At 62.3% G+C, this 23,126-nt stretch carries 23 protein-coding genes, 1 pseudogene and 1 riboswitch; of the genes and pseudogenes, 15 read left to right on the top strand and 9 right to left on the bottom strand.

All coding sequences use genetic code 11. The features are described from left to right. The 4 genes from menE (at position 1) to lhgO (ending at position 3,938) form a co-directional block, all read left to right on the top strand. Positions 1 to 1,551 (top strand): o-succinylbenzoate--CoA ligase, encoded by a 1,551-nt coding sequence (gene menE, locus J3A64_RS13410; RefSeq protein ID WP_210064505.1) that lies wholly within the window; start codon positions 1 to 3, stop codon positions 1,549 to 1,551. Next, a complete protein-coding gene (locus J3A64_RS13405) occupies positions 1,548 to 1,991 on the top strand; it encodes a DUF3237 family protein (protein ID WP_307807196.1) in 444 nt (147 codons plus the stop codon). Before menE ends, J3A64_RS13405 begins: the two co-directional genes overlap by 4 nt. A gap of 109 nt (positions 1,992 to 2,100) precedes the next feature. Then, positions 2,101 to 2,592, top strand: coding sequence for a DUF805 domain-containing protein (locus J3A64_RS13400; RefSeq protein ID WP_011773704.1), 492 nt, complete (start codon positions 2,101 to 2,103; stop codon positions 2,590 to 2,592). A 128-nt stretch (positions 2,593 to 2,720) separates the two neighbouring features. After that, positions 2,721 to 3,938: an L-2-hydroxyglutarate oxidase gene (lhgO, locus tag J3A64_RS13395; protein WP_014920887.1), complete on the top strand. Its 1,218-nt coding sequence runs from the start codon at positions 2,721 to 2,723 to the stop codon at positions 3,936 to 3,938. On the opposite strand, the gene J3A64_RS13390 is transcribed toward lhgO, so the two are convergent. Beyond that, the gene (locus J3A64_RS13390) at positions 3,939 to 4,694 is read right to left on the bottom strand and encodes a CPBP family intramembrane glutamic endopeptidase (RefSeq protein ID WP_011773706.1); all 756 of its coding nucleotides are present in this window, start codon (positions 4,692 to 4,694) and stop codon (positions 3,939 to 3,941) included. Positions 4,695 to 4,790: 96 nt separating this feature from the next. On the opposite strand from J3A64_RS13390, the gene J3A64_RS13385 reads away from it, so the two are divergent. The 3 genes from J3A64_RS13385 to J3A64_RS13375 all read left to right on the top strand — a co-directional run bounded on the left by J3A64_RS13385 (position 4,791) and on the right by J3A64_RS13375 (position 6,196). Beyond that, on the top strand, positions 4,791 to 5,006 hold the full coding sequence (locus J3A64_RS13385; protein WP_011773707.1) for a hypothetical protein: 216 nt from the start codon (positions 4,791 to 4,793) through the stop codon (positions 5,004 to 5,006). A 125-nt stretch (positions 5,007 to 5,131) separates the two neighbouring features. After that, positions 5,132 to 5,434, top strand: coding sequence for a DUF4193 domain-containing protein (locus J3A64_RS13380; RefSeq protein ID WP_017199882.1), 303 nt, complete (start codon positions 5,132 to 5,134; stop codon positions 5,432 to 5,434). Between the two features lie 216 nt (positions 5,435 to 5,650). Then, on the top strand, positions 5,651 to 6,196 hold the full coding sequence (locus J3A64_RS13375; RefSeq protein ID WP_210064504.1) for a hypothetical protein: 546 nt from the start codon (positions 5,651 to 5,653) through the stop codon (positions 6,194 to 6,196). Between the two features lie 111 nt (positions 6,197 to 6,307). Here the strand turns inward: J3A64_RS13375 and J3A64_RS13370 are convergent, their stop codons facing one another. From J3A64_RS13370 to J3A64_RS23740, 3 genes are read right to left on the bottom strand one after another with little or no spacing between them, the layout of a single operon-like run. After that, on the bottom strand, positions 6,308 to 7,846 hold the full coding sequence (locus tag J3A64_RS13370; RefSeq protein ID WP_011773710.1) for an APC family permease: 1,539 nt from the start codon (positions 7,844 to 7,846) through the stop codon (positions 6,308 to 6,310). Between the two features lie 12 nt (positions 7,847 to 7,858). Then, the gene (locus tag J3A64_RS13365; RefSeq protein WP_210064503.1) at positions 7,859 to 8,884 is read right to left on the bottom strand and encodes an agmatine/peptidylarginine deiminase; all 1,026 of its coding nucleotides are present in this window, start codon (positions 8,882 to 8,884) and stop codon (positions 7,859 to 7,861) included. Continuing rightward, complete coding sequence (locus tag J3A64_RS23740) at positions 8,881 to 9,015, bottom strand: hypothetical protein (protein ID WP_272941666.1); 135 nt, start codon at positions 9,013 to 9,015, stop codon at positions 8,881 to 8,883. The genes J3A64_RS13365 and J3A64_RS23740 overlap by 4 nt, the downstream gene beginning before the upstream one ends. A gap of 227 nt (positions 9,016 to 9,242) precedes the next feature. Here J3A64_RS23740 and J3A64_RS13360 point away from each other — a divergent pair. Beyond that, positions 9,243 to 10,782: pseudogene (locus tag J3A64_RS13360) on the top strand (HNH endonuclease). Positions 10,783 to 10,795: 13 nt separating this feature from the next. Here the strand turns inward: J3A64_RS13360 and map are convergent. Continuing rightward, positions 10,796 to 11,575, bottom strand: a complete 780-nt coding sequence (gene map / locus J3A64_RS13355; protein ID WP_014920892.1) for a type I methionyl aminopeptidase — start codon at positions 11,573 to 11,575, stop codon at positions 10,796 to 10,798. 67 nt (positions 11,576 to 11,642) lie between these two features. Between map and J3A64_RS13350 the strand changes: the two genes are divergently transcribed. Then, positions 11,643 to 11,945 carry a helix-turn-helix domain-containing protein gene (locus J3A64_RS13350; RefSeq protein WP_210064502.1) on the top strand — a complete coding sequence of 101 codons (303 nt, stop codon included), beginning with the start codon at positions 11,643 to 11,645 and terminating at the stop codon, positions 11,943 to 11,945. A gap of 2 nt (positions 11,946 to 11,947) precedes the next feature. Here J3A64_RS13350 and J3A64_RS13345 read toward each other — a convergent pair whose 3' ends face one another. Beyond that, positions 11,948 to 12,529, bottom strand: a complete 582-nt coding sequence (locus J3A64_RS13345; RefSeq protein WP_043469824.1) for a helix-turn-helix domain-containing protein — start codon at positions 12,527 to 12,529, stop codon at positions 11,948 to 11,950. An 87-nt stretch (positions 12,530 to 12,616) separates the two neighbouring features. On the opposite strand from J3A64_RS13345, the gene J3A64_RS13340 reads away from it, so the two are divergent. Then, positions 12,617 to 13,639 carry an NAD(P)/FAD-dependent oxidoreductase gene (locus J3A64_RS13340; RefSeq protein ID WP_051024901.1) on the top strand — a complete coding sequence of 341 codons (1,023 nt, stop codon included), beginning with the start codon at positions 12,617 to 12,619 and terminating at the stop codon, positions 13,637 to 13,639. On the opposite strand, the gene J3A64_RS23735 is transcribed toward J3A64_RS13340, so the two are convergent. Continuing rightward, a complete protein-coding gene (locus tag J3A64_RS23735) occupies positions 13,631 to 13,846 on the bottom strand; it encodes a hypothetical protein (protein WP_286176311.1) in 216 nt (71 codons plus the stop codon). The two genes, J3A64_RS13340 and J3A64_RS23735, sit on opposite strands and share 9 nt — an antisense overlap. 141 nt (positions 13,847 to 13,987) lie before the next feature. Between J3A64_RS23735 and J3A64_RS23730 the strand changes: the two genes are divergently transcribed. Further along, a complete protein-coding gene (locus J3A64_RS23730) occupies positions 13,988 to 14,200 on the top strand; it encodes a hypothetical protein (RefSeq protein ID WP_286176310.1) in 213 nt (70 codons plus the stop codon). Between the two features lie 111 nt (positions 14,201 to 14,311). Here the strand turns inward: J3A64_RS23730 and J3A64_RS13330 are convergent, their stop codons facing one another. Further along, positions 14,312 to 15,535: an amidohydrolase gene (locus tag J3A64_RS13330; RefSeq protein ID WP_210064500.1), complete on the bottom strand. Its 1,224-nt coding sequence runs from the start codon at positions 15,533 to 15,535 to the stop codon at positions 14,312 to 14,314. A 90-nt stretch (positions 15,536 to 15,625) separates the two neighbouring features. Here J3A64_RS13330 and J3A64_RS13325 point away from each other — a divergent pair, with 90 nt between their 5' ends. Both J3A64_RS13325 and J3A64_RS13320 read left to right on the top strand, forming a co-directional pair. Next, on the top strand, positions 15,626 to 16,285 hold the full coding sequence (locus tag J3A64_RS13325; protein WP_011773719.1) for a cyclodeaminase/cyclohydrolase family protein: 660 nt from the start codon (positions 15,626 to 15,628) through the stop codon (positions 16,283 to 16,285). Positions 16,286 to 16,378: 93 nt separating this feature from the next. Next, a complete protein-coding gene (locus tag J3A64_RS13320; protein WP_210064499.1) occupies positions 16,379 to 17,674 on the top strand; it encodes a hypothetical protein in 1,296 nt (431 codons plus the stop codon). 63 nt (positions 17,675 to 17,737) lie between these two features. Here J3A64_RS13320 and J3A64_RS13315 read toward each other — a convergent pair whose 3' ends face one another. After that, positions 17,738 to 19,288, bottom strand: coding sequence for an MFS transporter (locus J3A64_RS13315; RefSeq protein WP_011773722.1), 1,551 nt, complete (start codon positions 19,286 to 19,288; stop codon positions 17,738 to 17,740). Between the two features lie 72 nt (positions 19,289 to 19,360). Between J3A64_RS13315 and J3A64_RS13310 the strand changes: the two genes are divergently transcribed. After that, positions 19,361 to 19,900, top strand: coding sequence for a TetR/AcrR family transcriptional regulator (locus J3A64_RS13310; protein WP_014920900.1), 540 nt, complete (start codon positions 19,361 to 19,363; stop codon positions 19,898 to 19,900). 93 nt (positions 19,901 to 19,993) lie between these two features. Next, positions 19,994 to 20,091: riboswitch (glycine riboswitch) on the top strand. A 179-nt stretch (positions 20,092 to 20,270) separates the two neighbouring features. Beyond that, positions 20,271 to 23,117 carry an aminomethyl-transferring glycine dehydrogenase gene (gene gcvP / locus J3A64_RS13305; RefSeq protein WP_210064498.1) on the top strand — a complete coding sequence of 949 codons (2,847 nt, stop codon included), beginning with the start codon at positions 20,271 to 20,273 and terminating at the stop codon, positions 23,115 to 23,117. Positions 23,118 to 23,126: the final 9 nt, after the last annotated feature.

The raw sequence follows: 23,126 nt of genomic DNA, 5'->3' as shown, positions 1-23,126 counted from the left end.
ATGGACAACAACGGAGTTGGATCCTGGCTGCACCGGCGCCGGATCAAGTCCGGGACCAAAGCGGCTGTTATTTCCGGCGGGCACACTGTGACCTACGCGGAACTCTCAGACAGGACCGACCGCCTGGCCAACGCGCTCAAGGGTAGGGGAGTGGCCAAGGGGGACAGGGTGGCTTACCTCGGTGAGAATCACCCGTCTTTCGTGGAGACGTTCTTCGCCTGTGGGCTTCTGGGCGCGATCTTCGTCCCGCTGAATACCCGCCTGGCGGCCCCGGAACTGCAGTTTCAACTACAGGACTCGGGGGCACGGCTCTTGATCGGCGCAGCAACTTTGGAGGTCATAGCCGCCGCCGCAGTGGCGGATACGGAAGTATCCCACCGGCTTGTAGTGGCGCCCGACGACGGCACTGACGGTTCCGTTGTTAAGCTGCCATCCGGCGTCGAGCACTATGGTGAAGTGCTTGACGCGGCACCGGCGACGCCGCTGGACGAGTCCGTGACCTTGGACGATGCCGCCATGATCCTTTACACGTCCGGCACTACCGGCAAGCCCAAAGGGGCGCTGCTGACGCACGGCAACATCACATGGAACTGCATCAACACGGTGGTGGACATGGACCTGAGCCGCAACGACGTAGCGCTCATGATCTCACCGCTGTTCCATGTGGCGTCCCTGGACATGGGCTTGCTGCCCATGCTGCTCAAAGGCGCCACGGTGGTGCTTGAATCCAAGTTCGACGCCGGTCGTGCACTGCAGCTGGTGGCACAGCACAAGGTCACCACGCTCAACGGCGTCCCCACCACTTTTCAAATGCTCTGTGACCACCCCGGATGGTCGACGGCGGACCTCACGTCCCTGGAAAAGCTCACCTGCGGAGGTTCCGCGGTTCCGGGCCGGGTTTTGGAGGCGTATGAGCAGCGCGGCATTGGATTCACCAGCTGCTACGGCATGACCGAAACCGCTCCCGGCACCACGATGCTGCCGGTATCGAGGTCCAAAGAGAAGGCCGGGTCTGCGGGATTGCCACACTTCTTCACTGACGTGCGGATCGCGGAACCCCTGGGCGGCATTGCTGCTCCTGGTGAGGTGGGCGAGATCCAGATCTCGGGCCCCAACGTGATCAAGGAATACTGGAACCGGCCGGAAGCCACCGCGGAAAGCTACTCTGATTCGTCGTGGTTCCGCTCCGGCGACATGGGCTACCAAGACGGCGACGGTTTCCTGTTCGTCTCGGACCGCATCAAGGACATGATCATTTCCGGCGGCGAAAACATCTACCCGGCCGAAGTGGAAGCTGCCATTGCGGAGTTGCCGGCGGTGGGGAGCGTGGCCGTGATCGGAGTCGATGACCAGAAGTGGGGTGAAGTGCCCCGGGCGATCGTCACGTTGAGGGAGAACGCTTCTCTCACCGAAGAACAACTGCGCTCGCATCTTGAGGGCCGGTTGGCGCGGTACAAGATTCCCAAGTCCGTAGTGTTCGTGGAGGAAATGCCTCGGACGGCCAGCGGCAAAATCCGGAAGATGGATCTCCGAAAGCAATACGCACAGTGACCGCATTTCCGGAGTCGCCTGCGTTGACGTTCCTCGCGACGTTGAGCGTTGACGTGGGCTCGCCGGTTGACGTGGGGCCAACGCCCGAGGGGCACCGCCGGATCATTCCAATTGTTGGTGGGACTGTCGCCGGCCCCGGACTCAACGGGCGGGTTCTTCCGGCCGGCGCGGATTACCAAATCCTGCGCAGCGCCGAACTGACGGAGCTGGATGCGAGGTACGCCGTGGAGCTCGATGATGGTTCCGTGGTCTATGTGCACAACCTTGCTCTCCGGTTCGGGGCTGCGGAGGACATCGCCAGGATTAACAGGGCGCCGTCGGCCGGGCTCGGTGGAAATCGACGTCTTCACTGTCGCCTAACGGAACAAGCTGGGCGAGGAGATGAATTTCCTCCGGGCTTTCCTGCGACATATTCCGTTATCAGGCTAAATCCGGGTTAATTTCGTCCATCGAACTGCGTAATTCGCTGCTGGGGCATTACGATAGGCACGACTCATCACTGAGTACGACTCATCGCAATGATTCACACCTAGCCCGGGGGAAATACCAATGACCAGCTACCCGCAACAACCTCAGCAAACCGAGCAGTACGGCGTCCAGGCCGGCGAGCCCCCGCTGTGGGCTCCCTACTACGGCGCTCCCATCGGCGCAGCTATAAGGCGTTTCTTCAAGAAGTACACCGCATTCAGTGGCCGCGCGAGCCGCAGTGAGTACTGGTGGGTCGCCCTCGCATTGGGCGTCATCGGGATCGTCCTACAGATCCTCACCGGCATTCTCGGTGCAGCTGGATCCACGACTACCAGCAGCGGAACGGTTCCCGGTCCGGGGGCCGTCGTCGGCCTCATCCTGATTTTCGTTTTCTACCTGGCGGTCCTTATCCCCTCCATCGCACTGCTGGTTCGTCGTCTTCACGATGGCAACTTCAGTGGCTGGCTGGCCCTCCTCGGACTTATCCCGTTCGTGGGTGGACTTGCCATCCTGGTCTTCGCGCTCCTGCCGTCCAACCCGGCCGGCCAGCGTTTTGACCAGCCGACTGCATAGTTTTTCCGCATCAAGTAAAGGGGCGGCACGCAATGTGCCGCCCCTTTTGCGTGCCGTTGTGCTGTTTCGCCTTGGTTGCCGTGAAATGCTGTGACTGACACGGGCCGACCCCAAAGACGAGGAGTGCCATGCCCCACCCTCCACACACGAGAACCATCAAGCGGTGCGCCGTGGTCGGCGGCGGGATCATCGGCATTGCGGTGGCCAGGGAACTCACCAACAGACTCCACGACGTCCAAGTCACCGTGTACGAAAAGGAAGACCGGCTCGCAGCCCACCAGACCGGGCATAACTCAGGTGTGGTCCACGCAGGCCTTTACTACGAACCCGGCGGCCTGAAGGCAAAGCTGTGCCGCAGGGGTGTGGAGTTGCTGCAGGAGTTCTGCACCGCGAAGAACCTTCCCTATGAAGCGTGCGGCAAGTTGGTCATCGCCCAGACACCCGAGGAATCCCAGCGCTTGGACAATATCTTCGCCCGCGCCACAGCTAACGGCGTCCCGGGCGTAAGGATGCTTCGGGGCGAGCAGATACGCGAGGTGGAGCCGAACGCCGTCGGGCTTTCTGCTTTGCATTCGCCGGAAACGGCGATCGTTGACTACACGGCCATCACCAACGCGCTTGCCGACGACGTTCGCGGCTCGGGCGGGGCCATCCGCCTTGGGCAGGAGGTCACGTCTCTCGCGCAGCAGGGCAGTGGAGTAGTGGTCACCACCAAGGACGGAGGCGAACACTATGACCTGGTTGTGGTTTGCGCGGGGCTCCAATCTGACCGGGTGGCCGAGGCGACCGGCGAGCCGGCAACGCCACGGATCGTGCCGTTCTTCGGGCAGTACTTCCTGTTGGGCAAGGAAGCCCGGGACCACGTGCGTGGCCTCATTTACCCCGTCCCGGACCCTAAACACCCGTTCCTTGGCGTCCATCTCACCAAACGTATTGACGGCGAGATGATGCTCGGCCCGAATGCGTTTATCTCATTCGGCCGTGAGTCTTACGCATGGAACGAAGTGAATGTTCGCGACATCCTGAACTACACGCTCTTTCCGGGCTTCTGGAATTTTGCCCGTCAGAATGTGCCGTCAGCTGTTCGCGAATTTCAAACCGTCGTGAGCAAGAAGAGGTTCATCCGCGAGGCTGTTCGTTTTGTGCCGTCGTTGGAGGGCGCCACGGTACTTCCCGGGACCCGTGGCGTGCGCGCCCAGGCCATGAACGGTGACGGTTCACTGGTGGACGACTTTGTGATCGCACGACGCCGGGACGCGGTCCTGGTGCGCAACGCCCCCTCTCCGGGGGCTACTTCGTCTATGGCCATCGCGGAGTACATCGTGGAACGGGCTTTGCGGGAGTAGCTAATTTCGCGCAGCCGACAAGATGATAAGCAGCACCAGAGCGTTGTTGACGGAGTGTAAGAGTACGGGCGCCCAGAGGTTCTGATGGAATCTTTTCAGCAGCGCCAACGCGACGCCCAGCACGAAGAGATAGGCAAAGCTCAACGGGACAAGGTGGACAGCTGCAAAGATTGCCGCTGAGATCGCCACGGCGGCAAACGGTCCGCAACGTCGCGACAATCCGCTGAGAAAGGCTCCTCTAAAGAGGACTTCTTCCCAGAGGGGAGTCAACACAGCAACTATCAGGACGGTCAGAGCAATCAGCGGCGCCGGGAGTGTGGCAACCCGGCCCAACGCGCCGTTTGAGGAGTTTTCCGCAGCACCATCTACTCCCAAGAGGCCGAGACCTGCCAAGAAGAGACCTTGGGCGCAGGCGGAAGCCACTATCGCAGCCGGGATCTGCCAGAGTAAGTGCAGCGTGCGCGCGTCCGCCCGTCGGAACCCGAGCATGACGGGAGTGAGCTGGTTTCTGCGAATCAAATGTACGTATGTTGCCAGCATTGCGGCTGCAGTTGCCCCTCCGAGGATAACTGGAACAGCCACTTCGGCGGTGACATGAACCAGACCGGACAACCCCGCTGCAACTGCTGCCAAGGCCACTGCGGCAACGTAGACAACAACCCACATCAGGGCCCATAAAGCCTGTTTCAGTGACACCGCCGGGGGCGGTTGGGACGTTGCTCCCGCATGGTTAATAGCGTCAGTTGCCAACAGCATCCCCCGAGTGTTCATCATGTGAGCCTAGCGGAGTAGTTAACAAGCTCGTGACGCGGCGGAAACGGCCCCCAAACCCGGGGTGGATACGGTTGCGGCATGATCGCTTCACTGGCCACGCTGGCAACCCGTATCGGCTCCACTCTGGGAGCATGGATTGAGGCAGCCTACGTCCTGGACTGCAGTGTCCCTGAGGAGGACGCAGGGCACGGAACCGTGAGCGAAGTGCTGTGGCTTCCTGCCCTCAGCGGCGTCACGGTCGCCAGTGCGCGGGCCATGCAATCGCATGCTGTGAAGGTGCGTAAAGAGCCTTAGAGCCCGCCCGGATTGCTGCCAAATGTTGCGTTGGGCACACTATTCGTTTATCGCGTGTGATATGCCCTAAACTGCTTCACTGAGGTGCCGGAATGGGCACTATGCAGCAACGAAAGCGAACCTCAATGGCTACTGATTACGATGCCCCGCGCAAGACAGAAGAAGAGTCTCCCGCCGAATCGCTTGAGGCCCTTCAGGCATCCCGTGGGAACACTGCGCAGACTGCGGTCATCGACGTCGAGGAAAACGATACGGCCGAAGGAATCGACCTTCCCGGCGCGGATCTTTCCGGTGAAGAACTGACCGTCATTGTGGTCCCTGAGCAGTCCGACGAATTCACGTGTGGCTCCTGCTTCCTGGTCCGCCACAGGTCCCAGATTGCGCTGGAAAAGAACGGTCTTAAGTACTGCAAGGACTGCGAAGGCTAAATAACGCCCCGATCACGTTATCTTCGATCACGAACATGTGAGCGAAGACCTTAAAAACGACCGGAAAATGCGGTTGGAAGGGGTCTCCGATGACCCTCCCGTGACCACCCGGCGGCCCTTTTAACGGTTATGTGCCGAAGCGGCCACAACCCACCCAAAGCCCCTGCTGCGCTCCTACTGTTGAAGTATCAACTTCGCCTGAAGGGGGCACAAAAAATGAGGAAATTTGGAGCGGGTTTGGCAGCTGTCCTTGCGGCTGCCGGGCTCGGTCTGGTGACACCGGGGCCAGCCTCGGCAGCAACGTATTGCGGCATCTCGTGGGGTTCGATGGCCAAAGCCGACCTCGACTGGAGCGCCGCCAATGTCACCAACGTTCGCACTGGCCAACAGCCCTGCTACGACCGTCTGGTGATTGATATGACCGGCAAGGTGGCCGGCTACGTGGTTCAGTATGTTCCGGTGGTGACCCAGGATGCCACCGGCTACCCCATCCCTGTGCTGGGGGATGCTGATCTGCAAGTGATGGTCACGGCGCCGTCGTACAACCAGTACAGCCAGCCGACCTACGAGCCGGCGGCCAAGGCGGAACTGTCCAACGTCTCCGGGTACCAGACGTTCCGGCAAGTCGTTTACGCGGGCAGCTTTGAGGGCACCACGAGCATCGGCCTGGGAGTCCGGGCGCGGCTTCCGTTCCGGGTCTTCACCTTGGACGGACCCGGCGGCGGTTCCCGCCTTGTGGTGGATGTAGCCCACCGCTGGTAGGGGCTTCCCGGAAACGCGGGATTGCGGCCAGAACATACGAAAGCTGCCAGTTCGCCGGAAGAAATCGGGCGAACTGGCAGCTTTCCAGCGTTTTCGAGGCTCTATGGCGAGTTACTCAGGTACCACCAAGGCCGGCGTATCCTTCCGGATGGTCTCGCCGCGGAAGAACCCGGGCCGAACACGGGACATGATCAGCATGACCACAGCGCCCAAGGCCAGGATCCCGATGCCCAGAACGAACACGAGGCCCACTCCGAAGATCTCCGAGCCGCTGCCAAACTCCGGAGCCCAGCTGTCCACGGCGGTCTGCAGGAACACCACGAACAGGCCTACACCACCGAACAGCGGGCATACGAGCCGCAGGAAGAAGTTCCTGGCGCTGGAGAACACGCTGTTACGGAAGTACCAGACGCAGGCGATGGCCGTGAGTCCGTAGTAGAAGCAGATCATCAGGCCCAGGGCCAGGATGGTGTCGTTCAGGACGTTCTCGCTGATCACGTGCATCACCGCGTAGAAGCCCGCGGACAGCACACCCGCCGCAATGGTGGCGAAGCCCGGCGTCGAGAATTTCTTGCTCATGTGGCTGAAGCGCTCAGGCAGGGCGCCGTAGTGCGCCATGGCAAGCAGGCTGCGCGACGGCGAGGTGAACGTGGACTGCAAGGATGCCGCAGAGCTGGACAGCACTGCCAGGGACATGAGGATGGCGAACGGTCCCATCACGGGTGATGCAAGGGCCGTGAACACGTTGGCGTGGTTGTCGGCGTTGTTCAGGCCGATTCCGGTGTCTCCCACGCCGGCGAACATCATGGTGGCGATGGTGACCAGCAGGTAGATGCCCAACACGATGACCGCTGTCAGCGTGCCTGCGAGGCCTGCGGTCTTCTTGCCGTTGGCGGTCTCCTCGTTGACTGTGAGGCAGACGTCCCAGCCCCAGTAGACGAAGATCGACAACGAGATGCCGGCCGCGATCTGCCCGAAGGTTTCGATCTTGGTGACGTCGAACCAATCCCAGCTGAAAGGAACGGCGGTTTCGGACGTGGACCAGTTGGCGAACGCCATACCTACGAACAAACCCAGTACCAACAGCTGGAATCCCACCAGGCCGTACTGGACGATCTTGGTGGTGTGCAGGCCGCGGTAGCTGATCCACACGGCCAGCGCCACAAAGACGAAGCAGGTGGCAACGTTGAGCAGCTTGTTCGAGGCAAGGTCGGCGAGCTCGGGTGAGCCCGTGGCCTGCGCCAGGAACAGGTAGAAGAAGTCCACTGCGACGCCTGCCAGGTTGGACAAGACGATGATGTTGGCCGCGAGCAAGCCCCAGCCACCCATCCAGCCCACCCACGGTCCGAACGCTTTAGTGACCCAGGTGAATGTGGTGCCGCTGTCCGGTGAGTCTGCGTTGAGCTCCCGGTAGGCCAGCGATACCAGAATCATCGGGATGAAACCGATCAGGAAAATGACGGGCAATTGCAGCCCGACTTCGTTGACGGTTGGACCGAGCGCACCGGTGAGTGTGTACGCCGGGGCGATGGTTGAGATGCCAAGAACGACGACGGCGAGGAGCCCCAGCTGCCCCGTCTTCAGTCCCTTGCCGCTGATGTCATGCGACTCTGCAGCTTCATTGCCGCTGCGGCGGATTGTCTGGCTCATGTAAGGCCCTTTCTAGATGGCCGAAGGCTGCTGCTGCGTGATGCAGTGGATACCGCCGCCCCGTGCGAAAAGTTCGCGTGCGTCAACACCGATCACGCGGCGTCCGGGGTAGGCGTCGGCGAGAATGCGGAGTGCTTTCTCGTCCATGGGGTCGTTGAAAGTGCAGGCGATAACCCCGCCGTTGACCACAAGGTGGTTGATGTAGCTGTAGTCCACAAACCCCTCATCGTCGGTAAGAGTTTCCGGGGCGGGAACTTCGATAATGTTCCAGTCCCGGCCAGCTGCGTCATGGGTGGTGCGCAGGAAGTCGATGATCTCGCGGGAGACCGTGTAGTCGGGGTGCTCGGGGTTTTGCTGGGAGTGGACCAGCAGAGTGCCCGGGCTGGGAATCGCGGCCACGATGTCCACGTGTCCGCGGGTGCCGAACTTTTCGGAGTCGCGAGTGAGGCCGCGAGGAAGCCACACCACGTGGGTGGCGCCGATGGTGCGGGCAAGTTCCTGCTCGATGTCAGCCTTGGTCAGGCCTGGATTGCGACCCTGATCGAGCTGCACAGTCTCGGTGACCAGGACGGTACCTTCGCCATCAACGTGTATGCCTCCGCCCTCGTTGACGATCCCCGAGGGGAGGTGCCGGGCGTTGGCGCGGCCGCTGACGTACTCGGCAATGAGCGAGTCCTTGTCCCATGCAGCCCAGTCCTGACCGCCCCAGCCGTTGAAGATCCAGTCCACGGCGCCCAGTTGCTTATTGGAATCCAGAACGAACGATGGTCCGATGTCCCGCATCCAGGCATCGTTGAGGTCAGCTGTAATGACCTCAACGCGCGGATCCAGATAGCGCGCGGCGGTCTCGACGTCGTCGGGCGCTACCACCATGGTGACCGGCTCAAAATCAAGGATGGCGTTAGCGACGGCGGCCCATGTGGAACGTGCTGCGTGCGCCTCCTGTTCGGTGTCACCCAAGGTGTAGCCGCCGGTGGGGAATGCCATCCACACGCGGTCCTGCGGGGCCGTCTCGGACGGCATGCGCCAGGCGCTCACGCGGTGACTGCCTGGAGTGACTGGGCGTCGAGGTCCGGGTGGTCGGGTTCCGGGCTCGGTGCGAGCCAACTGGTTTCAATCATGGGGCTTGTACTCCGTGAGACGACGATCACTAAATGAATTGCGTTCATTTAGTATGGCGGGAGTCACCTCCTGATGCAAGGGGTGAAACAGGTGCCCCGTATTTGTGACCGTTATGGGGGACCGCGATGGGTGGGTCGGGCAGGGCTAATGAGGGGCGACGTCTCGGCTCTTTGCGAAGCGACCTGGCGCTCGCAGACGCTCCTCTGGGGCCCGGTTTTCCACATAGAAAGGTTGGGGTCTGATAGTGCTCCGTGATGGCTGGAAGGGTTGAGTCATGGAGCAGATTCGGGGCAGCCAAGCGGGCGCGGGGGTCGTGCCTGCCCCCGTTCCGGGGCCTCGGTCATGGGGCTCAGCGCCCCGGGTTTCGGATCTCATCACGCTGCTGGGCACTGTTCAACTGGGCGCGGGGAGTGAAGAGCTGATCGATCAGATCCGCGGGTTGGAGAATCTGAAGTCCGCCATCACCGGCCTCCAGGCCCGGATCGCTGTGGCCTTTGACCTTGTGCAGAGACAGGAACAGGTAGAGGCTGGCGTTCCCGCGTCCGAACGCGGCCAGGCTGTTGGGGCCCAGATAGCGTTGGCCAGGCGTGAGTCCCCGAACCGCGGGTCCCTGTTCCTCGGCTTTGCGAAGGCTTTGGTGACGGAGATGCCGCGGACCTTGGCCGCGTTGGAGTCGGGCCAGCTCAATGAGTGGCGTGCCTCCCTGCTGGTGAAGGAGACTGCGTGTTTGTCTGTGGAAGACCGGTGCGCGGTGGATGAAGAACTTGCAGCCGATACCGGGACGTTCGAGGGGAAAGGCGACCGGGCGGTCATCGCCGCAGCGAAAGCCGCTGCGTATCGGCGGGATCCCCGTTCGGTTGCCAGGCGTGCCAGCCGTGCAGTCGCCGAGCGGACCGTGAGCCTGCGCCCTGCCTCGGATGCCATGACCTACCTGACCGCCCTGCTGCCCGTCGCCCAAGGTGTGGCCGCCTATGCTGCACTCACCAGGGCTGCTGATTCGGCCCGTGCCCGTGGAGACGCGGGGTCGGGCGGCGATGCCCGGAACCGGGGCCAGGTCATGGCCGACACCTTGGTCGAACGCATCACCGGCAAGCGTGGCGGGGTCAGTGGCGTCGATCTTCAACTGGTCATGACCGACCGAGCTCTTCTTCAGGGCGACAGCGAGCCGGCCCGGCTCGCGGGCTACGGAATCGTCCCTGCGGAATGGGCCAGGAGGATGCTGGCTGAGGGGCATGATCGGATCGAAGATCAGGAGCGGCGGGAGGAATCGTCGGATCGCTTCGACTTCAAGGTACTACTCCGCCGGCTCTACACCGCACCGGGCACCGGTGAGCTGCTGGCCATGGACTCCAAAGCCCGGTTCTTCCCGCCACGGCTCAGACGGTTCATTGAAACCCGGGACGACACCTGCCGCACCCCGTACTGCGACGCGCCCATCCGGCATATCGACCACATCATTCCCCTGGCATGCCGGCGGGGCCACCACTGTGGAGAACGGTGCCGGGCTCTGCGAAGCCTGCAACCACACCAAAGAAAAACCCGGCTGGAACAGCAAAACCGTGCAAACGGACGGGCAGGGTATGCACACAGTGGAAATCAGCACACCCACAGGGCACACGTACAGTTCCACCGCACCGGCGCCGCCGGGGTATGTCCGGGCCAAGCCGTCACCACCCACGCCGTCTGTAGCTACGTCGAGTGAGTCTGCTGCGGATGTGGCTAACTCGTCGGTTCAGCTGCCGGAGCCTTACCCTCCGGAAGATGCGGAGTTTCGGCCCGGGGGCCAGCATCAACGGCGCATGGCGGAGGTTTAACCTTGGTCCGCGTCTAGCCAGCCAGCGTGGGCAGGGTCAGAATTTCGGCGCCGTCATTGGTGATGGCAATGGTGTGCTCACTGTGGGCCGTCCGGCAACCTGTGACGCTACGGAGCGTCCAGCCGTCGGCGTCGGTGACAAGCTGGGCGGTATCGGCCATGACCCAGGGCTCCAGGGCGAGCAGCAATCCCGGGCGCAGCTTGTAACCGCGGCCGGGGCGTCCCATGTTCGGGACGTGCGGATCCTGATGCATGGTGGATCCGATACCGTGGCCTCCGAACTCGGTGTTGACGGGGTAGCCGGCATCGCTGAGGACCGAGCCGATGGCGTAGGAGAGGTCGCCGATGCGGGCGCCGGGCCGGGCGGCCTCTATGCCTGCGCGCAATGCTCGTTCGGTCGCATCGATCATCGCGACACTTTCCGCCGGCTTAGACTCGCCCACGATGAAGCTGATGGCCGAGTCTGCTGCGATTCCGTCTTTCAAGACGGCCAGGTCCAGGGTCAGCAGATCGCCGTCGGCCAAGGTGTAGTCCCTGGGCAATCCGTGCAGGACGGCGTCGTTGACGCCGGTGCAGATGTAGTGGCCGAATGGCCCGCGTCCGAAGGAAGGGGCGTAGTCGACGTAACAGGAGACACCGCCGGCTTCGAGGATCATGCTCTTTGCCCACCGGTCTATGTCCAGAAGGTTTGTGCCCACAGTTACGCGGCCCTTCAGGGTGTGCAGAATGTTGGCGACCAGGGCGCCAGCTTCCTTGGCACGGCCGAGTTCTGCGCGGCTCAGGATCTCAATCATGCGAGGCCTTTCTAGTGACAACCAATAACTATCCCGGCCATATTATCCCGGTATTACAATTGGAGCCATGGTCAGGTTGCCACTCACACCCGCAGAGGCCGAGCGCGGACAGCGCCTCGGTGCTCTGTTGCGTCGTGCCCGGGGTGACCGCTCCATGCTGGAGACCGCCCTCGACGCCCGGGTCTCACCCGAAACGCTTCGTAAGATCGAGTCCGGCCGGGTGGCGACGCCCGCTTTCCCAACTGTTGCTGCAATTGCCGATGTCCTTGGACTTTCCCTCGATGAGGTGTGGGCCGAGATCAACCGGCCTGACCCTGGTGTTGAGTCAGGCAGCTCGCGTCGGAACGCGCGTGAATGGTTGGCTTCGTAGCGTCAGCGCTTGGGCCGTGCCCGCACGTGGAGCCGTTCACCCTGCTGCCCGAAGAGGGTTAGAAGCTCCACCGGGTCTGACGTGGCACTCGCGAACCAGTGGGGCGTCCGGGTATCAAACTCCGCCACCTCGCCCGGTTTCAGGACAAAGTCGTTCTCGCCCAGGACCAGCCGCAGCTTGCCGTTGAGGACATACACCCAGTCGTAGCCCTCGTGTGATTGCGGTGTTGGAGTCTGCCTGCCTGAGCCGCCCTTGAGGACCATTTTGAAGGCCTGGATTCCGCCGGGGCGGCGCGTCAGGGGAACGGCAGTTCCCCATTCGTGGATGTGTGGCTTGAGGTGGATTCGCGGGTCGCCGGTTTCCGGGGCATCGATCAACTCTTCGAGGGGGACTTGGTGCAGCCGGGCAATTGGGAGGAGTAGTTCGAGCGTTGGTTTGCGCTGACCTGATTCCAGCCTTGAGAGCGTGCTGACGGAAATCCCTGTCGCTTCCGAGGCTTCTGCAAGGGTCACGTTGCGTTGGGTTCGCATGGCACGGAGCCTTGGCCCCACGGCGTCAAGCATTGTGCTGAAGTCGGTTGTCATGCATCCAGCTTGCCATATTGGCAAACTTCCTTGCTGATCTGCTGGACTCTGCCCAACCATGGAATGAGCGGCGCAACGCCGCCAGATATGCGTGGAGGTACAGTGAGTCAAGAATCAGTGAACAACCGGATGGGCGCGGAATACGACGTCGTTGTTGTCGGTGGTGGCGCAGCTGGGTTAAGTGCTGCGGTCACGCTGGGACGGGCCTTGAGATCCGTCCTGGTCATCGATGCCGGGGAGCCGCGGAATGCTCCTGCCGCAGGCGTGCATGGCTTCCTGTCGCGGGACGGGATCAATCCCAAGGAACTGCTGGCACTCGGACGCGCGGAGGCGAACCAGTATGGGGCAGCCATCGTGGAGGGCGTCGCCGTTACGGCGCGTTCGACGACGGGCCTCACGGAGGGTTCCGTGCTCGCCTTTGAGGTGGACCTGGCCGACGGCCAAACGGCGAGAGCGCGGCGCTTGCTGGTCACCACCGGACTGGTGGACCTGCTGCCGGACGTTCAAGGTCTTGGTGAACGGTGGGGCAAAGACGTCCTGCACTGCCCCTATTGCCACGGCTGGGAAGTGCGGAGAAAGCAGATCGGCATCATAGGCTCGGGACCAATGGCGTTGCATCAGGCGATGCTGTTCCGCCAATGGAGCTCCGACATCACGTTGTTCCTGAATGACGTGGTGGAACCGACGGACGAACAGTGGGAGCAGTTGGCTGCCCGTTCCATCACCGTCGTGGACGGGCGTGTCCAAGCATTGGAAGTCACTCATGACGTCCTGACCGGTGTTGTGCTGGCCTCCGGCACTGTGATTCCTGTGGAAGCCGTCGTCACTGGCTCCCGCATGGAGGCACGGAGCGGCGTGCTGGAATCCCTGGGCGTTCCCTCGGTGGAGCACCCTATGGGGGTTGGAAGCCACGTTGAAGTCAATCCCATGGGCGGTGCAACGTCAGTGCCGGGTGTCTACGCTGCCGGAAACGTCACCGATCTCATGGGACAGGTCATGGCCTCCGCAGCCGCAGGTGTCATGGCCGGGGCAGCTATCAATGCCGACCTCATCGCCGAGGAGACGAGGCTTGCCGTGGAAGCAGCGCGGTCTTCAACCGTGTCACGTTAGGGGCTCGCCGGACCGCAGCTCAGCGCCGTGAGGCGACGCATGGGCTGCCGTCCAGCTGGCCAGGAACCCGGCGAGTTCGATTTCTCCCGCCAACGCGTTTCGCAACGTCTTCCTGGTGGTCCTGTGGAAATGGACGTTATGGCGTGCCCAGCGGGTGGACTCGACCTCCATCTTCGCGTTGCGGACATACGCAGGGGTGCCGGTCATGCCGGCGAGTATTCGTTCGATGAGCTCGTTGGGCGCGCGCCAGTACAACTCAGCGCCGATACAGCTGAAGGCTGGCGAAAACAGTCGACTTGTCGCTTTGACGGGAGGACGATTAAGGGACAGCCACTAAGGAGGTTGGTCATGTGCTACGCGTACTATGACGACTTCGAGCGGCGCACGAAGAAGGACTCCGTGCGCAGGCCTGAAGCACGCACGTCTGAGGCACCCAAGGACCAGGAACCTGCACAGAGCCGTCCACGGACGGAAGGAACGCTATTTACCTTCCTGGCCCGCCGTCGCAGGGAATCCGAGGTTTCCGAACCGAGGATCCACCGCATCCACGAGAAAGTCTAGGGATCCCCTAACCCGATCGAAGAAGCTGGACTGATTTAAGAATTAAGCAAAGGTAAGGCGCTGCGCTCGCAGCGCCTTACCTTTTGCGGCCTTGCTGCAGAAGGCTGGGCCCTACGACTCAGCGGCCAAGAATTCCCGCGCAGCCGTCACCAGAGCTTCAGTTCCGCGTGCCAGCGTCGGCTGGATTATGGGCGCAAAGTAGGGCGAGTGATTCGACGGAATGTCCTCGGGAAGGCGACCCGTTGTTGCCCACTCCTTGAACAAGGAAGGCTCGGCCCCTCCCAGGAACCAGAAAACCAGGGGAGCGCCGGCGGCTTTCGCCAAGGCTCCAACGTCTTCGCTGCCGGACACGGGACCGGGGTCGATGATCTGCGTTTCGCCAAATTTTGCCGTGAAAGCTGCCGACACCCTCGCAGTGGCAGCTGCATCGTTGACGGTCAGCGGGAAGTGCTCTTCGAAATGAATCTCCGGTTCCTTGGGAGCACCTGATGCTGTGGCTTCGCCCTGGGCAATGCGCTCAATTGAACCGAGGATCTTATCCCTGGTGGCATCGCTGAATGACCGGACGCTGAGGCCCAACGTTGCCGTTTCCGGAATGATGTTGTTCTTGGTCCCGGAGTGAATCTGCCCAACTGTCACCACCGCGGAGTCACTGGCGGCGAGCTCACGCGACACAATTCCCTGGAGCCGGACAGTGGTTGCAGCCGCCATCAGCACCGGATCAACAGTGGTCTCGGGGCGTGATCCGTGCCCGCCCCGACCATGCAAGGTGATGTTGAGCGAATCGGCGGACGCCATGGTGACGCCGGGACGGACACCGAACCATCCGGCGGGGAAGGGGGCCACATGTTGGCCCAGGACGACGTCCGGTTTCGGCACAGTGTCGTACAAGCCATCGGCCACCATGGTTTCCGCCCCGCCGCCCCATTCCTCGGCCGGCTGGAACACGGCGATCAGTGTGCCTTGCCACTCATCACGTTGCGCGGCCAGAACCTCCACCGCGCCAACAAGGCAGGTCACGTGCACGTCATGGCCGCAAGCGTGCATGACCGGCATGTCCTTGCCTTCGTGATCAACACCCATCGCCGTGCTTGCGTACTCCAGGCCCGTTGCTTCCTTTACGGGCAAGCCGTCCATGTCTGCCCTGAGCATCACCGCCGGTCCGGGCCCATTGTCCAGAACGCCAACAACCCCGGTCTTTCCGATGTTGCGATGAACGGTGAAGCCAAGTTCTTCGAGGTAACCCGCGGCGATCCCGGCAGTTCGGGTCTCTTGGAAGGACAACTCAGGATGGGAGTGCAGGTCCTTGTAAAGCTCTTCGAGGTCAATGGTCATGAGTCTGCCCTTTTCATTCGACGCCTAGGTCTGGCCAGTGTATCCAGCCCGAAGCTGCAAAGGCGGGGAAGCCCCGGCACACTGGATGGCATGAACGATTCTGAATCAGTCACGACGCAGATATCCACAGTTGATGAGTGGACCAAAGCCTTGGCGGAGTCCACCGGATCGCCGGGCGGGGGTGCAGGGACCGGGGTCATGCTCTCCATCGCGGCCTCGTTGACGTCCATGGTGGCCGGATATACCGAGGCGGAGGAGGCCCAGCGCGAACAGCTGAACGGCATCCACTCCCGGGCGCACGAACTCCGACGAATTGCCCTTCAACTAGCCGACGACGACGCGTCCGCCTCCAACGCCTTCGGCGCTGCCTTCCGTCTCGACCCCGGTCCGGAACGCGACGAAGCAATACATCAAGCGTCCGTCCATGCTGCCAAGGCATCAGCGGTTCTGGGGGAGCGGGCCATCGACGCCATTGAAGATCTCGGCTGGCTCGCTTCCAACGGCAATCCTGCGCTTATTGCAGATGTCGTGGTCGGGTTCGGAGCCCTCCGCGCAGCCATAGCCGGAGCACGAACCAACGTGAGCTTCGACCTCGCATCCCTGACCTCCGCGGGCACCGCACTGGAGGAAATTAGGAAACAACATCCAGAACTATGGAATACAGTCACCCGACTCAGCGACGCCCTCGACAGAATTGATGGACTGACGGCCGGCGTAGACAAAAAAGCAGCGCCGACCGAAGCTGTCTAGCTTCAGTCGATGTGCGTCTTTGCATCACGATCCGTCTTTCCCCGCTACTTAACTACCGACTAAGAACACGAAGTGAGGAAAGGACAGGTTGACGTGATCTTCAGGAAAAGGGCAGCACCTTTGACGCCGATTCCGGAGCCGCCGTCGGGTCTCTCCACGTTCAGGGTGCAGGTTGGTGCGATCACGGTGGAAGGTCTGGCCCGGGAGGACTGCGGTTCTGCCGTGGAGGTCATTCTAGGAGCGGTTTCCATGGCTGATCCAAAGGATCTGGTCGATGGTCTCCGATATTCACACGGCTCCTGGTACTTCAATCTGCACCAGACCGCCCGAAAGAGTTTCCGTGTCAGCGCTGTGGACCTTTCCGGCCCGGGTCTTGAGTTTTCTACCTGGGATCTGAGCTACGCCGCTACGTTGTTGGCAGTTCAGTCGACGTGGAGCAAGTCCGTGAGTGAGACGGCCTGGTCGCCTGTGAAGTTGGGGCAGACGTTACGTGTGTCCCCGTCGGCATTGGACATGCCGCGAGTCACCCTAAGGCGGGAGGAACCCACAGAGCCAAATGATTCGGGCTGGGTAGTGGGACCAGGGGCAGCTGCAGATCAGGAAGTGTTGCCCGTGCACGACGTTATCAGGCGCAGGGGAAATTTGGCTCGAGCCTTGACGTTGCCGGTAGGTGCCCGAGTAGAGACAGCAGGGAAGAAGCTTGTCAGTATTTACGCCGCCTCTGACCGATTCTGCTGGGGAGTTCGCGATGGGTTGATCGGCATGGAAATCCCTACCCCGAAATCGTTGGCCCGTCGGTGGGCAGTAGTGTCGGCCGTTAAGACGGCCCTTGGGTACGGTGACTCCTGCAACGGCTCCCAGAACCATATGTATCATGACGACGGCGGAGGCAACTGGGTGGCCATGGACGTCCTCGATGACCAAAGGGCATTGCTCTACGGCCACGACCACGAGGCCAGCGAAAACGTGCTCAGCGGCACCGGCGGGGACTCGGACGTTGAAATGAACTTGCTGGCCAAAACCCCGGACTGGTGGAACGCTGGCCTTCCGCGAGAGGGCGTTCCGATCGGTTTCGTCTTTGGGTTTGAAGGAGGATCCTGGGCCCGCGCCGAATACGACCACGCGGACGGCTTCCTTTCAGTCGGCTTCCCGATGAAATCCGACGAGGCCCTTGCCGAGGAGATTGTTGACTGGATCAGTGACGCCAGCCGAAGGTCAGGCACGCGTCACATTCCCGCACCCGCGGACCTGATGGCAGCCATCAGTGAAGGGGCCAACATCACTGTGGAAGTACTCGGGGCCATTTGTGGTCCGGGTATCGGGGACCTCGAAGCCGGGGTGGCCGCAGCCCGGAACTTCTTGGAGCCGAAGAACAGCAGTGCGGACTGACAGCCGGCGTAGACAAAAAACAGCGCCGACCGAAGCTGTCAAGCTTCAGTCGGCGCTGTGCCTTTACTGCGCCTTCGGCACACGCCGGAGCACGACGGCGGCGAGCACTGCCGCACCAGCCATCAGTACCAGCCCAATCGCCGCAGTGATGTGAACACCGGACTCGAAAGCTGTCCGGGCGGCATGTGTCAATGCCTCTGACAACGGGGCCGGAAGTGCGGCCGCCGCATCAACAGCGCCGGCCAGCGTTTCCGTGGAATTCCCGGCAGCCTGCTCCGAGATGCCGTCCGGAATGATCAGGTTGTGCTGGTAGGACGCCGTGAGGATGGAGCCGAGTACAGCGGTTCCCAGGAGCGATCCCAGCTCGTAGCCGGTCTCGGAGATGGCCGAGGCCGCTCCGGACTTGTCTGCCGGCACTGAAGCCAGGATGAGGTCATTGGAGATGGTCTCCGCGGCACCCACACCAACAGCCAGGACGGTCAGGGCCGACAACAGGAACACGGGCCCGCTGCCGTGATCGCCCACTACGACGATCAGATAACCCACGGCGCTCAGCGTCAGCCCGGCAGCCACAACAGACCCTGGCCGCACGCGCTTGACCAGCGGTACCACCAGCAGGCCGGCGATGACCGTAGCCAGGAGGGCGGGGATCATCGCGATGCCTGCCTCCATGGGGGACTGACCTTCAACCAGCTGCAGGTGCTGGGCGAAGAAGTAGATGAATCCGGTCATGGAGAAGAGGGACAGCACATTGGCCACGATGGCTGTGCTGAACACCTTGTTCTTGAACAAGGCGACATCGAGCATGGGGCTCTCGATCCGCTGCTGGCGGCGAACGAACAGGATGCCCATCACCACGCCGAAGCCCATGAAGGCTGCTGCGGAGGCTCCGAAGCCATGCACCGCGAATTCCTTGATGCCGTAAACAAATGGAGCCATGGTGACAACGGACAGGACGATGCTCGGCACGTCCACGCGTCCCGGGTTGGAGTCCCTGGACTCCGGAATCAGGACCCGGCCGAAAGCCAGGAGCGGGAGGAGCAGGAAAGCTGCCACAAGGAAGACGGCACCCCACCAGAAGTGTTCAACCAGCCAACCGCCGAAGATCGGACCGAGGGCGGCACCGCCGGAGAAGCCGGCAGCCCAGACAGCGATCGCGAGCCGGCGACGGTTCGGGTCGGTAAAGATGTTCCGGATCAGCGAGAGCGTGGAGGGCATCAGCATGGCGCCGAAGACGCCAAGGCCGGCGCGTCCGGCAATCAGCCATTCCGCGGTCGGTGCGAATGCCGTAGCAGCCGACACCGCAGCGAAGCCTGTGCTGCCGATCAGCAGCAACCGGCGTCGTCCGATCCTGTCGCCCAGGTTACCCATGGAAACCAGCAGCGCAGCCAGTACCAGGGGATAGGCGTCCACAATCCAGAGAAGTTGGACGCCGCCAACCTCCAGGGATCGGGCAATCTCGGGCAGGGCAAAGGTGAGCGCGGTGTTGTCGACGGCCACCAGCAGCACCGGGAACATCAGGAGCGCCAGAGCCGTCCAATCGCGCCACGGTGCTGCCTGGCCCTTAACGGGACGAGCGGAACGGGGTGCTTGGGTTGAGGACGGCGAGTACATGTCACTTACTGTACCGTCCAGACGGTACAGTTTCAAATGGAACCCCCCAAGCCTTTAGGGAATGATGTACCTATGCCACGAAAACCAGTTGCCCGGGATGCCGTCCTGGATGCCTACGAAGCCCTCCTTATTGAGGTAGGGGAGCGGGCTGCCACTCTCGATGCGGTTGCCAAGCGCGCAGGGGTGTCCAAAGGTGGGCTGCTGTACCACTTTCCCAATAAGGAAGCGCTGACCACGGCCCTTTTGGAGCGCCTGGACCTGCTCGCCGATGAAGATACCGAATTGATGAAGGCAGCACCGGATGGTTCGGCTGCCTACTTCATCAGGTCCTCGCTCTGGGCAGATACGCCCATGGATCGGGCCTTCGTCGCCGCTACCAGGCTGGCTGAGGTGGCTCACGAGGAAACCCGCCGCAGGTTTGCTGCTATCCAGCAACGGTGGCTGGACGTGCTGGCGGAGGATGTTGGACCCGAGGTTGCCAAAGCTGTGAGTTACATGGGCGACGGCCTCTATTTCAATGCGATTTTTGAAGGCGGGCAGGAGGGCGGAAACGCCGGGCGGGAGGCCGACGTCGAAATCCTGCTGGGAGTCCTCGAACGGCTACGGAAGTAGCGATTCATCCATTTGCTGCAGCGCCCCGGACGTAGGACAATTAACCCTTGTGGCGTGCCCAACGCGGTGCCCACACACAACTGAACATGCCTTTGATCTGCGGCGGGAGAGTCCTGCAAGCAAGTGATGCAGGCGCCGTAGGAGCAAACCCTCCCCAGGAATCTCTCAGGCCCACGCACCGCCGCGGCGAGGCAACTCTGGAAAGCAGCAGGCACGGAACCCACCTCAGGGTGAAAGTGCTGTGCTCACCGACGGTGCAAGCGATGGTTGTTCACGCAACGCGCGGAAACTCTCAGGTCCAATACAGAGCGGGGAGGAACCCAGCCGCTGTGGCGTACCCAAACGCTGCCCCAAGTAATGGAGTTCCTTCGTGACGGTTAGTTCTGCCTCCACCACCTTCGTCGATCGGCATATCGGCGCCCGCCGCCAGGCCGACATTGAGACCATGCTCAAGTCCGTCGGCTACGACACCGTCGATTCGCTGGTCGACACCGCCGTCCCGAACGACATCCGCCAAGATGTTGCCCTCACCCTTCAGGGCGCACTGAGCGAAGTTGAAGTTCTGGCTGAGCTGCGCAAGCTCGCTTCCAAGAACAAGACCGCCGTTCAGATGATCGGCCAGGGCTACTACGACACCGTGACGCCCCCGGTGATCCGCCGCAACATCCTCGAGTCCCCGGCCTGGTACACCGCCTACACCCCCTACCAGCCGGAAATCTCGCAAGGCCGCCTCGAAGCGCTGCTCAATTTCCAGACCATGGTCCAGGACTTGGTGGGCCTGCCGATCGCCAACGCCTCCCTACTTGACGAAGCAACTGCGGTTGCCGAGGCCGTCCTCATGATGCGCCGCGCCAACAAGAACAAGGCCGTTCAGGACGGCAAGACCGTCCTCGACGCAGACTGCCTCCCGCAGACGATCGCCATCGTCAAGGGCCGCGCCGAAGCGCTCGGCTTCGAGGTTGAGGTCGCTGACCTTTCCCTTGGCCTCCCGGAAGGTGCCATCAACGGCGTCGTCCTCCAGCAGCCCGGCGTGTCCGGCCGCGTGTTCGACCACTCCGCCGTGATCGCTGACGCCAAGGAACGCGGCGCGCTGGTGACCGTCGCTGCCGACCTCCTCTCACTGACCCTCATCACCCCTCCAGGTGAGCAGGGCGCCGACATCGCCGTTGGTTCCGCACAGCGCCTGGGCGTTCCGCTCTTCTTCGGCGGCCCGCACGCCGCGTACATGGCCGTCCAAAAGGGCCTGGAGCGTTCCATGCCCGGCCGTCTGGTGGGCGTTTCCAAGGACGACGCCGGTGTCCCCGCCTACCGCTTGGCGCTGCAGACCCGCGAGCAGCACATCCGCCGCGAGAAGGCCACGTCCAACATCTGTACCGCGCAAGCGCTGCTCGCCATCGTGGCCTCAATGTATGCCGTCTACCACGGCCCCGAGGGCTTGAAGGCGATCGCCGAAACCGCTCACGGTCACGCCCGTACCCTTGCAGCGTCCCTGAATGCTGCCGGCGTCGAGGTCCTTCACGGTTCCTTCTTCGACACCATCACCGTCCGCGTCCCCGGTAAGGCTGCCGAGATCATCGCCGCAGCGGAGGCCAAGGGCATCAACCTGCGCGGCATCGACGCTGACACTCTGGGTATTTCCGTCGATGAGACCACTACATCTGAAATTGTCGGCGGTCTCCTTGATGTCTTCGGCGCTTCGGTCACTGAAGCCGCTGAAGGCTTTGCGCTTGAAGGTTCCGTTGAGCGTACGAGCGACTTCATGCAGCACCCCGTGTTCAACACGCACCGCTCCGAAACCCAGCTCCTGCGCTACATCCGCAAGCTCTCGGACCGCGACCTCGCGCTGGATCGCACCATGATCCCGCTGGGATCGTGCACCATGAAGCTGAACGCCACAGCCGAGATGGAAGCCATCTCCTGGCCGGAGTTCGCCTCCATCCACCCGTTCGCTCCGGATTCCCAGACTGAGGGCTGGCGTGAACTCATCACCGACCTCGAAGCACAGCTGACCGAGATCACCGGCTACGACCAAGTCTCCATCCAGCCGAACGCTGGTTCCCAGGGTGAGCTCGCAGGACTGCTGGCCATCCGCGGCTACCACCTGTCCCGTGGCGACGAGCAGCGCAACGTCTGCCTCATCCCCGCCTCAGCCCACGGCACCAACGCAGCGTCGGCAGTCCTGGCCGGCATGAAGGTGGTTGTGGTTGCCACGGCACCCGATGGCACCATCGATCACGTTGACCTCAAGAACAAGATCGAAGCTAACCGGGACGCCCTCTCGGCCATCATGATCACCTACCCGTCCACGCACGGTGTGTACGACGCCGACGTCCGGGAAGTCTGCGACGCCATCCACGAGGCCGGCGGCCAGGTGTACATCGACGGCGCCAACCTCAACGCACTGGTTGGCTTGGCCCAGCCGGGCAAGTTCGGCGGCGACGTGTCCCACCTGAACCTGCACAAGACCTTCTGCATCCCCCACGGCGGCGGCGGACCCGGCGTTGGCCCCGTAGCTGCAAAGGCACACCTCGCACCGTTCATGCCCGGCGATGCAGCCTCCTGGACCGAAGGCAACGACGTCCCGATTTCGGCTTCCCGTTTCGGTTCCGCCGGTGTCCTTCCAATCTCCTGGGCTTACGTGAAGCTCATGGGCGGCCAGGGACTCACCGAGGCAACCAAGTCCGCGCTGCTTGCCGCGAACTACATCGCATCCCGCCTCAACGACCACTTCCCGGTCCTGTACACCGGCGAAGGCGGACTCGTGGCCCACGAGTGCATCCTGGACCTGCGTGAACTGACCGCGAAGACCGGCGTCACCGCTGAGGACGTTGCCAAGCGCCTCATCGACTTCGGCTTCCACGCGCCTACCCTGGCCTTCCCGGTCGCGGGCACGCTCATGGTGGAGCCCACCGAGTCCGAAGACCTCGTGGAGATCGACCGCTTCATCGAAGCCATGATCACCATCCGCAAGGAAATCGACCAGGTTGCTGCCGGTGACTTCTCCGTGCAGGATTCCCCGCTTCGCCGCGCGCCGCACACAGCCGCCGCCGTCGTAAGTTCTGACTGGGACCGTGCGTACCCGCGCGAGCAGGCCGCCTTCCCGGTCCACCACCTCAAGCAGGACAAGTACTTCCCGCCCGTTGGCCGCATTGACGGCGCAGCCGGAGACCGCAACCTGGTCTGCTCCTGCCCGCCGATCGAAGACTTCGAGAACTAGGACGGTCCC

Source organism: Pseudarthrobacter sp. PvP004, from assembly GCF_017876035.1.
Lineage (GTDB): Bacteria > Actinomycetota > Actinomycetes > Actinomycetales > Micrococcaceae > Arthrobacter > Arthrobacter aurescens_A.
The sequence above is the reverse complement of the archived record's forward strand: the minus strand, read 5'-3'. Positions and strand labels throughout refer to the sequence as shown.